The organism is Microbacterium sp. NPDC055312 (assembly GCF_053645675.1).
Genome location: NZ_JBSHMU010000001.1, coordinates 536,884 through 550,447, shown reverse-complemented (window position 1 = coordinate 550,447; position 13,564 = coordinate 536,884). Strand labels below are relative to the sequence as shown.

Here is a 13,564-nt window from a genome sequence, read left to right as displayed (position 1 = left end):
GCATGCCGTACGACGAGGATGTCGTGATCGTGGGATCGGGCTTCGGCGGATCCGTTGCCGCCCTGCGGTTGGCGGAGAAGGGCTATCGGGTCCGCGTGTTCGAGTCCGGCCGACGGTTCGAGGACGACGAGTTCGCGAAGACGTCGTGGGACGTGCGTCGCTACCTGTGGGCGCCGAGGCTCGGGTGCTTCGGTGTGCAGCGCATCCATCGTCTGCCGCACGTCATGGTGCTCGCCGGGGCGGGCGTCGGCGGCGGGTCGCTCAACTACGCGAACACCCTCTACGAGCCGCCGCAGACGTGCTTCGCCGACCGGAACTGGCCCGCCGGCACCGACTGGCGAGGCGAGCTCGCGCCGCACTACGCGACGGCGAAACGCATGCTGGGCGTCGTCGACGAGTACCCGCACACCGGCCCGGTCGAGCGCATCATGGCCGGTGCAGCGGACGATCTCGGGGTCGGGGGCACGTTCCGTCGCGCTCCGGTCGGGGTCTTCCTGGGCACGCCCGGGGTGCGGGTGCCGGATCCGTTCTTCGACGGCGAAGGGCCGGATCGCACCGGATGCACGCTGTGCGGCAACTGCATGATCGGCTGCCGGGTCGGCGCGAAGAACACTCTTCCGAAGAACTACCTCGCCCTCGCCGAAAGGCGCGGTGCGCGGATCGATGCGCTGCGCACCGTGGTCGAGGTACGCGAGGATCCGCGCGGCGGCTATCTCGTCACCACCGAGCGCACGGGTGCGTGGCTGCGCCGCAGGCGGCAGACCGTCCGCGCCGAGCAGGTGGTGCTCGCGGCCGGCACGTGGGGCACGCAGCAGCTGCTGCACCGCATGCGGGCGTCGTCGGCGCTGCCGCGCATCTCGGACGCCGTCGGCCGGCTCACCCGCACCAATTCGGAAGCGCTCGACGGCGCGGTGGCGACCAGGGTGCCGCCAGCTGCGGGTTACGCCCATGGCGTGGCCATCACCACCTCGTTCCACGTCGACGAGCGCACGCACGTCGAGAACGTGCGCTACGGTCCCGGCTCGAATCTGATGGGCCTGCTCGCGACGGTGCTCGTCTCCGGCGACCGCTCCCTCGGTCGCAGGATCGGGTCGCTGGTCTCCGAGCTCGTCAGGCATCCGGTGCGCCAGCTCCGCCTCGCAGGCCTGCACCGGTGGAGCGAGCGGGGGATCATCGCGCTGGTGATGCAGACCGAGGACAACTCGCTCACCCTGTCGCTGCGCCGCCGGTTCGGCCGCGACGTGCTGACCAGCCGGCAGGGACACGGCGCGCCGAACCCGTCGCATCTGCCGCAGGCGCATCGGGCCGTGGCGGCCATCGCCGGGCGGATGCAACAGGAGACGGGTGTGCGAACCGAGCCGCGCGGATCGTGGCCGGAGGTGTTCGGCATCCCGCTGACCGCGCACTTCCTCGGCGGCGCCGTCATCAGCGACTCACCCGACCGGGGCGTCGTGGATCCGTGGAACCGCGTCTGGGGGCATCCGGGCGTCCATGTCGTCGACGGGGCGGCCGTTCCGGCGAATCCCGGCGTGAACCCGTCCCTGACGATCACCGCGATCGCGGAGCGGGCCTTCGCGCACTGGCCGCGTCGCGGCGAGGCGGACCAGCGGCCCGCACAGGTCGGCTGAGCGCAGCCCCCGAACGCAGACAGGGGCCGCACCCGAAGGTGCGACCCCTGTACGAACCAGCGTCAGCGGTGTGCGATGCCGCGGATCGGCGGGTTGTGGAACGTGCCGCCGAAGACGCGCTCCGACGCACCCTCGCGGTCGAGGTACGGCGAGGCGCCGCCGTCGATGAACGGCCAGCCGGCACCGAGGATCAGGCAGAGGTCGATGTCCTCCACCTCGGGCACGACGCCCTCATCGAGCATGAGGCGGATCTCCTGCGCCAGGCCGTCCTGCACACGCTGCAGGATGGTGGCCGCGGATGCCGGAGAGCTGCCGACGTGACCCTTGAGCACCTTCTCGGCGCCCTTGGTCCAGCCGGTGACCCGTCCGCCCTTGTCCTTATCGACGACGGCATCCAGCTCGGCGAGAGCGTGGAAGTTCTCGTTCGCGTAGAAGCGGTCGGGGAAGTGGCGCACCATGGTGTCCTGCACGTGGGCGGCGACCTTCCAGCCGACCAGGTCGATCAGCTGGAACGGTCCCATCGGCAGGCCGAGCGGGCCGAATGCGCTCTCGACGTCGGCGATGGGTGTGCCCTCGTAGACCGCGCGTGCCGCCTCGCCCATGACCTTCGCCAGCAGGCGGTTCACGACGAAGCCGGGAGCATCCGCGGTCAGGACGGCGTTCTTGCCCAGGCCCTTCGCGACGACGAACGCCGTCGACAGGGCTGCCTCTGCGGTGTGCGGCGTCTTCACGATCTCGATCAGCGGCATGACCGCGACCGGGTTGAAGAAGTGGAAGCCGACCAGACGCTCGGGGTGCGCGAGCGTCGAGCCGATCTCCTCGACCGACAGCGATGAGGTGTTGGTCGCGAGGATCGCGTCGTCGGCGATGATCTTCTCGATCTCGCCGAAGACCTGCTGCTTGACGCCGACCTCCTCGAACACGGCCTCGATGACGAAGTCGCAGTCGGCGTAGAGCGACTTGTCGGTCGTGCCGGTGACGAGCGAGCGCAGCTTGTTGGCGGTGTCGCCGTCGAGGCGGCCCTTCTGCTCGAGCTTACCGATCTCGTCATGGATGTACGCCACGCCCTTGTCGACGCGCGCCTGGTCGAGGTCGGTGATCAGCACCGGCACCTGCAGCCTGCGCACGAACAGCAGCGCGAACTGGCTGGCCATCAGGCCCGCACCGATGATGCCGACCTTGGTCACCTTCTTCGCGAGCGTCTTGTCGGGAGCGCCGACGGGGCGCTTGGCACGCTTCTGCACGAGGTCGAAGGCGTACATCGACGCGGCGAACTGATCACCGGCGACGAGATCGGCCAGAGCCTCGTCCTCACGGGCGAAGCCCTCGGCCTTCGTGCCGCTCTTCGCCTTGTCGAGCAGGTCGAGAGCGACGTAGGGCGAGCGGGGCACGGTGCCGATCTTCGATTCGAGCATGCCGCGGGCCGTCTTGATCGCGATCGGCCACTTGACCGTGCGCTCGATCCTGCCCGGCTCGTTCCTGCGCTCGACCTTCTTGCCGCCGAGCACCGCGTCGGCCCAGGCCAGTGAGCTCTCGAGGAACGTGGAGGCGGGGAAGACGGCATCCATCAGACCCAGCTCGAACGCCTGCTGCGGCTTGAGCATGCGGTTCTGCTTGAGCGGGTTGGAGACGACCACCTCGAGGGCCTTCTCGATGCCGATGAGGTTCGGCACGAGGTAGGCGCCGCCCCAGCCGGGGATGAGACCGAGGAAGACCTCGGGCAGTGCGAGCGCCGCGGCGGACGCATCCACCGTGCGGTAGGTGGAGTTCAAGGCGATCTCCATGCCGCCGCCGAGCGCGAGCCCGTTGACGAACGCGAACGATGGCACACCGAGCTCGGACAGCGAGCCGAGCACCTTGTGCCCGAGCTGCGCGATCAGGCGTGCGTTGTCCTTGGATCCCACCCGGCTGATGTCGGACAGGTCGGCGCCGGCGGCGAGGATGTACTGCTTGCCGGTGATGCCGACCGCCTGGATCTCGCCGGCGGCCGCGCGGGCCTTCAGCGTGTCGAGCGTCTCACCCAGCTCGATGAGCGTGGCGGGACCCAGCGTGTTGGGCCGGGTGTGGTCGCGACCGTTGTCGAGGGTGATGAGGGCGAGCACCTTGCCCGAGGCGAGACGGATGTCCCGAACGGGGGAGTGCGTGACGACCTCGCCGTCGGCGAGGACGGAGAGCGGCGTGAAATCGACGCCGGCGTACTGCTCGGTGATCGTGTCGGCCATCGCGGTCACTTCCTCTTCTTGCCGTCGTAGAACGGGTTCTCCCAGATGACCGAGCCGCCCTGGCCCAGGCCGACGCACATGGCGGTCAGGCCGTAGCGCACGTCGGGTCGCTCGGCGAACTGCGCGGCGAGCTGGATCATCAGTCGGACTCCGGATGCCGCGAGCGGGTGTCCGAGCGCGATCGCGCCCCCCCACTGGTTGACGCGCGGGTCGTCGTCGGCGATCCCGAAGTGGTCGAGCAGTGAGATGACCTGGATCGCGAACGCCTCGTTCAGTTCGAACAGTCCGATGTCGGAGATGTCGAGACCGGCCTTCTTCAGCGCCTTCTCGGTCGACGGGATCGGGCCGATGCCCATGATCTCGGGCTGCACGCCGGCGAAGGCGAACGAGACCATCTTCATCTTCGGTGTGAGTCCGAACTCCTTCACGGCGCCGCCGCCGGCCAGCAGCGACATCGTCGCTCCGTCGGTGAGCGGCGAGGAGGTGCCCGCGGTGACGCGTCCGTGCGGACGGAACGGCGTCTTCAGCGCGGCGAGGTCCTCCATCGTGGTCTGCGGGCGACGGCCCTCGTCCTCGGTGGCCAGGCCCCAGGCGCCGTCGGCGCCCTTGATCGCGACCGACACGAGGTCGGGCTGGATCTTGCCCGCGTCGTAGGCGGCCTGCACCTTGTGCTGGCTGAGCATGCCGAAGCGGTCGGAGCGCTCTTTGGTGAGGTGCGGGAAGCGGTCGAAGATGCGCTCGGCGGTGACACCCATGTTGAGCGCGCCCGGGTCGACCATCTTCTCGGCGACGAAGCGCGGGTTCGGGTCGGCGTTGCCGCCGATCGGGTGGTGGCCCATGTGCTCCACGCCGCCGGCCAGGGCGAAGTCGTACATGCCGACGCCGATGGACGCTGCCATCGTGGTGACGCTGGTCATCGCGCCGGCGCACATGCGCTCGACGGCGAGACCGGGGACGGTCTGCGGAAGGCCGGCGAGGATGGCGACCGACCGGCCGAGGGTGAGACCCTGGTCGCCGGTCTGCGAGGTCGCGGCGATCGCGACGTCGTCGATGCGGTCGGCCGGCACGGCGGCGTTGCGCTCCATCAGCCCGATGGTCGCCTTGACGGCGAGGTCATCAGCGCGGGTGTTCCAGTACATGCCCTTTTCGCCGGCGCGCCCGAAGGGGGTGCGCACTCCATCGACGAAGTAGACGTCCGAGATCTCGGCCACTCTGCCTCCATAGGTTGGGGTTCTCGTCCAGCCTAGGAGCGCGGTTCGAGCGCCCGGAATCGGTTGGATCGAACCTACGAAGCGTTCGGGAACCCCTCGACAGCCGTTTGCGGCCCCTCTACAAACGCATCAACGATCTTCTGTGCGGTATGCGCAACCTGCCAGGGGCGAGCGCCGAGCTCGAGCAGCACGGCGCCGACCGACTCCGCGCTGAGGTCGGCGGGCGGCTGCCAGGCGACCCGGCGCAGGTGCTCGGGGGTGAGCAGGTTCTCGGTCGGCATGTGCAGCTCTTCGGCGAGGGCCTCGACCACGGGACGGGCAGCCTTCAGCCGCAGGTCGGCGTCGGGATTGCGGTCCGCCCAGGAGCGGGGCGGCGGCAGGGCATCGCTCGGCACGCGCTCGCGAGGCAGATCCTCGGTGGTGCGACCTCGCTCGATCGCCGCCCACCAGCGATCGATCTGGGTCCGGCTCGCACGCCCGGTGAACTCCTTGAGCCCGGCGAGCTCCTGCTTCGACCGCGGCGCGGCCAGCAGGGCGGCGAGCAGCGACCGATCGGGCACGAGCCGACCGGGCGAGACGTCGACCTGCTCGGCGTACTGCTCGCGCGCCGTCCACAGCTCACGGGCCACAGCCAGCTGACGGGCGCCGCGCACCTTGTGCAGGCCGCTCAGCCGTCGCCATGGCTCTTCGCGGGGCGGTTTCGGCGAGCGGTGCAGCGTCGCGGCGAACTCCTCCGCGGCGATCTCGGACTTGCCGGCGGCCTCGAGCTCGTCGACGAGCACATCGCGCACGTCGACGAGGTGCAGGACGTCGAGCGCCGCGTACTCCAGCCACGGGCCGGGCAGCGGCCGGGTCGACCAGTCGGCGGCGGAATGCGCCTTCGCGAGGGTGATGCCCAGGGTGTGCTCGACGACCGCCGCGAGCCCGAAGCCGTCGCTGCCCAGCAGTCGCGAGGCGAGCTCGGTGTCGAAGATCCGCGCGGGCTCGAGATCCAGCTCGCGCAGGGACGGCAGATCCTGGCTGGCGGCGTGGAACACCCATTCGGCGTCGCCGATGGCATCCTGAAGCGGCTGGAAGCCGTCGATCGCGGGCGGATCGAACAGGAACACCCCCGCGTCGCGGCGGAACACCTGCACCAGATACGCGCGCTGGGAGTAGCGGAATCCGGACGCCCGCTCCACGTCGACGGCCACCGGGCCCGAGCCCTGCGCGAGCGTCTCGACCGCCTTCTCGAACTCCGCCCGGTCGTCGATCACGGAGAATTCAGCCACGTGCGCCCTTTCTCGCGCCGAACACGGCGACGTCCTCTGATCCGGGCGGGAGCCCCGCGAGCATCCCGACCAGCTCCGCCCATGCTTCCACATGCGGACGCAGCGGGGCATCCGGGGTCCACGACGCGCGAAGCTCGATCTGCGCCCCGTCGCCTTCGGCGGCCAGAGCGCCGAACCCCTTCGAGAGCATCTTCGTCGAGGTGCCCGACGCCGAGTGATATGCGGCCTCGCGTGAATCGAGCGCGTCCACCAGCCACGACCAGGCGACGTCAGCCAGCAGCGGGTCGGTGCCGATCTCGGGCTCGAGCGGAGCCTGCGCGAACGCCACGATGCGCCAGGCGCCGCCCCAGGCATCCGGTTCGTCCGGATCATGCAGCAGCACGAAGCGGCCGGTGCCGTACACCGAGTCACCGTGATCGTCGGGTCGCACGTCGGCCGCGAGGGCCAGGGCGAAGGGCGCGAGCCCGGCGGGTGACGGGATCTCCCGCACGACGATGTCGGTGCGGAACGCCGTCTCACGAAGCTCTGCCGCCGCTGCATCGAACAGCGCTGCGGCATCCGGGTGTGCGCTCACGTGGACAGGCTAGAGTCGGGAGGCGATGAAGAGTCTCAGGCACGCCGTAGCCTTCGCCGTCCCCGCTGCCATCGCCGCCGGAGCCGCGGCAGGCGCAGCCGCCGTCCTCGCGACGGCCCGTCGCGTGGTGATGCCCTCGGTGCGTCGCAACGACACGCAGATCCTCGCCGTCGACACCGGCGCGCAGACCATCGAGCTCTCGCGCACGCCCGACACCGAGCTGCCCGGCCGGTACGGCCTGTTCACCACCGGCACCTACGGCTACGTCAAGCTCGGGGCGGTGCTCAGCGCAGACGCCGCGAGCGTGCGCCGCAAGCTGCTGACGCAGATCGAGCCGGGCGCCCGCGTCGACCGCGACGCCGCGTTCAGCGGCTGGTACCACGTCTCACCGAGCGAGCTGCACCTGCCCTGGGAGAGCGTGCTCATCGGATCGCCCGCCGGTCCCTGCCCTGCGTGGCTGTTCCCGGCCGACTCCTCGACGTGGGTGATCCAGGTGCACGGACGCGGCACGGTCCGCTCGGAGTGCCTGCGCGCTGTGCCCGTCATGAACACGCTGGGGCTGCCGACCCTGGTCGTGTCGTACCGCAACGACGGCGAGGCGCCGCCCACGCGCGGCGGCAGCTACGCGCTCGGCGCGTCGGAGTGGCGCGACGTCGACGGTGCGATCGGCTACGCGCTGCGGCAGGGCGCGCAGCGCGTCGTGCTGATGGGCTGGTCGATGGGCGGGGCCATCGCGCTGCAGACGGCCGTCTCGTCCGAGCATCGGGATGCCATCGCCGGCGTCATCCTCGAGTCGCCGGTCGTCGACTGGCGCACGGTGCTGCGCTTCCAGGCGCGCGAGGCGGGACTGCGCGAACCGCTGCCCGGGCTCGCGATGGGAGCGCTGGGGAACACGTTCCTCGCCCGGCTCAGCGGAGCCGAGGCGGCGATACCGTTCGACCGACTCGACATGGTCGCCCGCGCCTCCGAGCTCGCCGCCCCGATCCTCATCCTGCACAGCGACGACGACGGGTTCGTGCCGGCGGACGCCTCGCACGCCCTGGCCGAGGCCCGACCCGACCTCGTGACGATGCCCGAGTTCCACGTCGCGCGGCACACCAAGATCTGGAACTACGACGAGGACGGCTGGTCGGCGGCGATCACCGAGTGGATGACGGCGCAGAACCTCGTCTGACCTCCCGCGTCGTGCCGAGCTCGTGTCGTCAGCGCTTGGCTTCGACCTGACGCTTCGCGCGCATCAGCATCCCGGTCATACCGCCGATCCGCAGCGGCGAGACGAGACGCGTCAAGCCGATGCTCTGCGGGTAGTCGTTGGGCACCGCGAGCACCTCGTCGGGTGTGAGGCCCGTCAGGCCCTGCGCGAGGATGCTCGCGAAGCCGCGTGTCGTCGGGGCCTCCGGCGGCGCCGTCGCGTGCATGGTGACGACGCCGTCGGTGACCTCGACGTAGATGTAGACGGGGGACTGGCACTCGGCCACACGCTCGGTCATCTCGGGATGGGCCGCGATCTCGTCGGAGACGGGAGGCAGGCCGTTCGCGAATTCGAGCAGCAGCTCGAGCCGGTCGGGCTCGGGCAGCTCGAGGAACTCGTCGCGGAACTCGGCGAGGGTGGCGGGGACGTGCGTGTCAGTCATCCCTGCCATCATCCCATCCCGACGCGGGACAGGACGCTCAGAGCGTGCCGGGCTCGCTGCCGCTGACGATCGGCACGCGCACGGCGCTGCCCCACTCCGTCCACGAGCCGTCGTAGTTGCGGACCTTCTCGATCCCGAGAAGGTGCTTCAGCACGAACCAGGTGTGGCTGGAGCGCTCACCGATGCGGCAGTAGGCGATGACGTCGTCGGCGTCCTGGATGCCGGCCTCGTCGCGGTAGATCGCCTCGAGCTCGGCGCGGGGCTTGAAGCCGCCGTCCTCGGCGACCGCACGCCCCCACGGCACGCTCTGCGCGGTGGGGATGTGACCGGCGCGCAGGCTGCCCTCCTCCGGATAGGCGGGCGCCGTGGTCCGCTCGCCGTTGTACTCCTCGGGCGAGCGCACATCGATCAGCGGGCCCGTGCCGATGAACGCCAGCACGTCGTCCTTGTAAGCGCGCAGCTGCGAGTCGTCGCGCTCGACGACGGGGTACTCGGTGGCCGGGCGCACGGTCTTGTCGGTGGTGATCTCGCGTCCCTCGGCGATCCAGAGGTCGCGGCCGCCGTCGAGCAGACGCACGTCCTCGTGGCCGAACAGCGAGAACACCCACAGCGCGTAGGCGGCCCACCAGTTGTTCTTGTCGCCGTAGATCACCACGGTGTCATCGCGCGCGATGCCCTTGCGGCTCAGCAGCTCGGCGAAGCCCTCGCCGTCGACGTAGTCGCGCACGACCGGGTCGTTCAGCTCGGTGTGCCAGTCGATCTTCACCGCACCGGGGATGTGCCCGGTCTCGTAGAGCAGCACGTCCTCGTCGGATTCCACGACCACCAGGCCGGGGGTGCCGAGCCGGGCGGCGAGCCATTCTGTCGTCACGAGGCGGCCGGGGGCGGCGTACTCGGCGAACTTGGGCGATGACGTGTCGTGATCGACGGCCACGGATGCTCCTCAGGGGTCGGACTCGGGTGGGTATGCGACGGCGTAAAGTTGAGCCGTCCCCTATGACGATAGATCCCCTGGCGCGCACCCGCATCCGGATCGTAAGACTATGACCTCAGGAACGTGATGACCCAGCAGATCAGCACGGGCGTCGTGCACCTCACCGAGCGCACGCCCGTCGTGACCGGAACCGAGATGCTGGCGAGCCTCGTCCCTCCTCCCCAGTTCGACGAGGCGACCTTCGACAGCTACCGCGCGGACGACCGCTACCCGTCGCAGGAGGCGACCAAGCAGCTGCTGCAGCGCTTCGCCGGCAAGGCGGACGCGCCGACGAAGAAGGTGGGCCTATTCCGCCGGGCGCCGAAGGAGACGCCGATGAAGCCCGGCGTGTATCTCGACGGCGGGTTCGGCGTCGGGAAGACTCACCTGCTGGCATCCGTCTACCACGCTCTGCCCGCCCGCCGGAAGTACTTCGGCTCGTTCATCGAATACACGGCCCTCGTCGGTGCGCTCGGGTACAAGAACACGGTCGATCTGCTGCGCGGCGCCGACCTGCTGTGCATCGACGAGTTCGAACTCGACGATCCCGGCGACACCATGGTGATGACGCGGCTGCTGGGCGAGCTCGTGGCGTCGGGCACGAAGCTGGCGGCGACCTCGAACACCCCGCCCAATGCGCTGGGCGAGGGCCGCTTCGCCGCCCAGGACTTCCTGCGCGAGATCCACGCGATGTCCGAGAGCTTCGAGACGCTGCGCATCGACGGCGTCGACTACCGGCAGCGCGCACTCGACGGCAGCGCGGTCGTCTCCGACGACGAGCGCTACACGCAGGTCATCGAGACCGCCTCGGCGTCCGGCGCCGCATCCGACGACGAGTTCGCCGCGCTCATCCGGCACCTGGCGCAGGTGCATCCGTCTCGCTACATCCGCCTGATCGACGGGCTCTCACTGGTCGGGCTGCGCGACGTGCGCACGCTGACCGACCAGTCCGAGGCGCTGCGCTTCGTCGCGTTCGTCGACCGGGTGTACGACGAGCAGCTGCCGATCGTCGCCACGGGCGTGCCGCTGGATCAGGTCTTCGCCGACGAGATGCTCGCCGGCGGCTACCGCAAGAAGTACCTGCGCGCGATCTCGCGTCTGAACGCGCTGACCCACTCCGCCGCCTGACGACGTCGGGTAACACGATCGTCACATCCCCCGCCGGGGTGTAACACCCCGGCAACACAGCGCGCCGTCGCCGGAAACATCGCCCGCGCAGACTGACCTCGTTCGTTCTACGGAGGAGGTTTCGACATGGATGCCACAGGCAACGTCTCGTGGGTGATTACCGCGACCGCGCTCGTGCTGCTGATGACGCCGGGGGTGGCGTTCTTCTACGGCGGCCTCGTGCGGGCGAAGAGCGTCGTCAGCATGATGATGATGAGCTTCGGCGCGATCGGCCTGATCGCGGTGCTCTGGGTGCTGTACGGGTACTCGATGAGCACCGTGTCGTCGCCGTCGCACTTCGCCGGGGATCCGTTCGCGGATCTCGGGCTGGCAGCGGCCGCCTCGGCACCGGATGCCAACGTCGCCCTGCTCGGCGTCGCCTACGGCGCGACGTTCGCGATCATCACCGTCGCGCTCATCTCGGGGGCGATCGCGGATCGCGCACGGTTCGGACCGTGGCTGATCTTCGTGGGTGTCTTCGGCACGATCGGGTACTTCCCGATCGCGGCCTGGGTGTGGGGCGGCGGGTGGATCATGCACCTGGGCACCATCTTGTTCGGTCAGGACAGCGGTGTCGCCGTGATCGACTACGCCGGCGGCACGGCGGTGCACATCAACGCGGGCGCCGCAGCCCTCGCCTTGGCGCTCGTGCTCGGCAAGCGGATCGGGTTCGGGCGTGAGCTGAGCAAGCCGCACAACGTGCCGCTGACGCTGCTCGGCGCGGCGCTGCTGTGGTTCGGCTGGTTCGGCTTCAACGCGGGAGCCGAATGGCTCTCGGACGACATGGGCGGCGTCGGCCTGATCGCGATCAACACGCTCGGGGCCGCTGCCGCCGGCATCCTCGGCTGGGTGCTCGTCGAGAAGCTGCGGGTCGGCAAGCCGACCTCGGTCGGCGCGGTGTCGGGCCTGGTCGCCGGCCTCGTCGCGATCACGCCGTCGTGCGCCGATCTCACCCCGGGCTGGGCGCTGCTGCTGGGGGCTCTCGCGGGTGCATGCTGCGCGCTGGCCGTCGAGCTGAAGTTCCGTCTCGGCTTCGACGACTCGCTGGACGTCGTCGGTCTGCACCTGGTCGGCGGCCTGCTGGGCACGCTCTACCTCGGCTTCTTCGCGACCGGACAGGGCCTGTTCACGGGGGGCGATGCGCGACTGCTGGCCGTGCAGGCGATCGCCGCCGGGGGAGTGATGCTGTACTCGTTCGTCATCGCGTACACGATCGGGTTCGTCATCGAGAAGACCATCGGGTTCCGCGTCACGCAGGACGACGAGGTCGCCGGCGTCGACCTCGCGGTGCACGGCGAGGCGGGCTACGCGCTCGCGCGATGACCGGCGGCTAGGGTGAGCGGGTGAGCTCGAGCAGCAGGTTCCTCTCGGTCATCGTCGACATCCTCGGCAGGGCGCTGTCACGCAGCGGCGGGGGCGGGCACCAGACCCGCCCCCGCCCGCGTGCCACGCTCCGCCGCGACGGTGCCGGCGGCGGGCAGCACACGACCGCCGATGCGGGACGGATGCCCGGATCCGAGACCGTCCGGATCGATCCCGACCGTGTCCGCGACGTGAGCGTCGGCTACTCGCCGTCGCGAAACGGCCTGCCCGACTCCGGGGAGATCATCTGGACCTGGGTGCCGTACGAGGAGGACGACGGACGAGGAAAAGACCGCCCTGTGCTCGTGATCGGCCGGCAGAGCGCCGACCGGGTGTACGCGGTGCGGATGACGAGCACCCGACATGATCGCGATCGCGACTTCATCTCGATCGGCTCGGGCGGCTGGGATTCGCGGGGGCGCGAATCGTGGGTCGACATCGAGCAGCTGTACAGCGTGCACGACGACGGGATGCGTCGGGAGGCCGCCGTCCTCGACGCCGGTCGCTACGGCCGCGTGGCGCACGCCCTCATCGGCCGCTACGGGTGGGCACGCGCCTGACCGCGGGTGAGTCCCTGACACCCCCGCCCGCGGCTTCCGTCGGATCACCCCAGCGCGGCGGCGAGCGCCTCGGGGGCGGTCGGATGCCGGAACTCGAACCCGGTGCGGGTGAGCGCGTCGGGTACGGCGTCGGCATCCGCCAGCAGCAGGGAGTCGGCGGCTGCGCGACCGAGGCCCAGGCGCAGCGCCCACGCCGGTGCGGGGACGAGATACGGCCGACGCATGAGGGATGCCAGGGAGCGCCCGATCCCGCTTGCGGTCGCGCGATGCGGCCCGGTGAGGTTCACGGGGCCGTGGATGTCGGAGTCGATCACGTGCCGGATCGCGCGGATCTCGTCGTCCAGGGAGATCCACGGCCACACCTGCCGGCCGGAGCCGAGTGGGCCGCCGAGCCCGAAGCGCGTGAGCGCGATCATGGGCTTCAGCACGGCATCCGGATGCAGGATCGGCGCGGTGCGCAGCAGCGCGACTCGCGTGACTGCCGCCGCACGCATGGCCTCCCGCTCCCATTCCGCGCAGAGGTCGGCGAGGAAGGTCTCGCCGGGCGCGGCCGTCTCGTCGAGACGCGTGCCGGGCTGGTCGCCGTAATAGCCGACGGCGGATGCCGACAGCAGAGCCGGAGCGTCGGTCTTCAGGGCGAGCAGCGCATCGGCGAGCACCGAGGTCGGTTCCATACGCGACTTTCGCAGCGTGTCGCGGTAACGCGCGCCCCACGGCAGCCGGCCGATGCTGGCGCCGTTGAGGTTGACGACCGCCGCCGCGCCCGCCAGTGTGTCGGGATCGAGTGGGCGGCCGGTGAGCCACTCCACCTCATCGCCGCTGCGGGCGGGGCGCCGCACCAGGTGCACCACGCGGATGCCGTCCGAGCGGAGCGATCGCGTGAGTGCGCCGCCGATCAGGCCGCTCGCTCCGGAGATGACGATGCGTGAATCGGTCATGTGCGCCACCGTTCTGGGTACGTC

At 70.2% G+C, this 13,564-nt stretch carries 12 protein-coding genes; 5 read left to right on the top strand and 7 right to left on the bottom strand.

The genetic code is table 11. The annotated features are described in order from the left end of the window. The first annotated feature begins 2 nt into the window (after positions 1-2). Positions 3-1,628 (top strand): GMC oxidoreductase, encoded by a 1,626-nt coding sequence (locus ACWIDW_RS02695; protein WP_454122743.1) that lies wholly within the window; start codon positions 3-5, stop codon positions 1,626-1,628. A 62-nt stretch (positions 1,629-1,690) separates the two neighbouring features. Here ACWIDW_RS02695 and ACWIDW_RS02690 read toward each other — a convergent pair whose 3' ends face one another. The 4 genes from ACWIDW_RS02690 to ACWIDW_RS02675 form a co-directional block, all read right to left on the bottom strand. Continuing rightward, the gene (locus ACWIDW_RS02690) at positions 1,691-3,850 is read right to left on the bottom strand and encodes a 3-hydroxyacyl-CoA dehydrogenase NAD-binding domain-containing protein (protein WP_454123246.1); all 2,160 of its coding nucleotides are present in this window, start codon (positions 3,848-3,850) and stop codon (positions 1,691-1,693) included. Positions 3,851-3,855: 5 nt separating this feature from the next. Then, positions 3,856-5,061, bottom strand: coding sequence for a thiolase family protein (locus ACWIDW_RS02685; RefSeq protein WP_313356979.1), 1,206 nt, complete (start codon positions 5,059-5,061; stop codon positions 3,856-3,858). A 74-nt stretch (positions 5,062-5,135) separates the two neighbouring features. Next, entirely contained in the window at positions 5,136-6,332 is a 1,197-nt protein-coding gene (locus ACWIDW_RS02680) for a ribonuclease D (RefSeq protein WP_454122741.1), read from the bottom strand. Beyond that, positions 6,325-6,906 carry a DUF3000 family protein gene (locus tag ACWIDW_RS02675; protein WP_454122739.1) on the bottom strand — a complete coding sequence of 194 codons (582 nt, stop codon included), beginning with the start codon at positions 6,904-6,906 and terminating at the stop codon, positions 6,325-6,327. Before ACWIDW_RS02675 ends, ACWIDW_RS02680 begins: the two co-directional genes overlap by 8 nt. Before the next feature lie 25 nt (positions 6,907-6,931). Here ACWIDW_RS02675 and ACWIDW_RS02670 point away from each other — a divergent pair, with 25 nt between their 5' ends. After that, positions 6,932-8,080, top strand: a complete 1,149-nt coding sequence (locus ACWIDW_RS02670; protein WP_454122737.1) for an alpha/beta hydrolase family protein — start codon at positions 6,932-6,934, stop codon at positions 8,078-8,080. Positions 8,081-8,108: 28 nt separating this feature from the next. Here the strand turns inward: ACWIDW_RS02670 and ACWIDW_RS02665 are convergent, their stop codons facing one another. Both ACWIDW_RS02665 and ACWIDW_RS02660 read right to left on the bottom strand, forming a co-directional pair. Next, the gene (locus ACWIDW_RS02665) at positions 8,109-8,540 is read right to left on the bottom strand and encodes a SufE family protein (protein ID WP_454122735.1); all 432 of its coding nucleotides are present in this window, start codon (positions 8,538-8,540) and stop codon (positions 8,109-8,111) included. Between the two features lie 37 nt (positions 8,541-8,577). After that, the gene (locus ACWIDW_RS02660; protein ID WP_454122733.1) at positions 8,578-9,474 is read right to left on the bottom strand and encodes a sulfurtransferase; all 897 of its coding nucleotides are present in this window, start codon (positions 9,472-9,474) and stop codon (positions 8,578-8,580) included. A 126-nt stretch (positions 9,475-9,600) separates the two neighbouring features. On the opposite strand from ACWIDW_RS02660, the gene zapE reads away from it, so the two are divergent. The 3 genes from zapE to ACWIDW_RS02645 all read left to right on the top strand — a co-directional run bounded on the left by zapE (position 9,601) and on the right by ACWIDW_RS02645 (position 12,602). Next, positions 9,601-10,641 carry a cell division protein ZapE gene (gene zapE / locus ACWIDW_RS02655; RefSeq protein ID WP_454122731.1) on the top strand — a complete coding sequence of 347 codons (1,041 nt, stop codon included), beginning with the start codon at positions 9,601-9,603 and terminating at the stop codon, positions 10,639-10,641. A gap of 126 nt (positions 10,642-10,767) precedes the next feature. Then, positions 10,768-12,003, top strand: coding sequence for an ammonium transporter (locus tag ACWIDW_RS02650; protein ID WP_454122729.1), 1,236 nt, complete (start codon positions 10,768-10,770; stop codon positions 12,001-12,003). Between the two features lie 20 nt (positions 12,004-12,023). After that, positions 12,024-12,602 carry a type II toxin-antitoxin system PemK/MazF family toxin gene (locus ACWIDW_RS02645; protein ID WP_454122727.1) on the top strand — a complete coding sequence of 193 codons (579 nt, stop codon included), beginning with the start codon at positions 12,024-12,026 and terminating at the stop codon, positions 12,600-12,602. A 44-nt stretch (positions 12,603-12,646) separates the two neighbouring features. Here the strand turns inward: ACWIDW_RS02645 and ACWIDW_RS02640 are convergent, their stop codons facing one another. After that, entirely contained in the window at positions 12,647-13,540 is an 894-nt protein-coding gene (locus ACWIDW_RS02640; protein WP_454122726.1) for a TIGR01777 family oxidoreductase, read from the bottom strand. Positions 13,541-13,564: the final 24 nt, after the last annotated feature.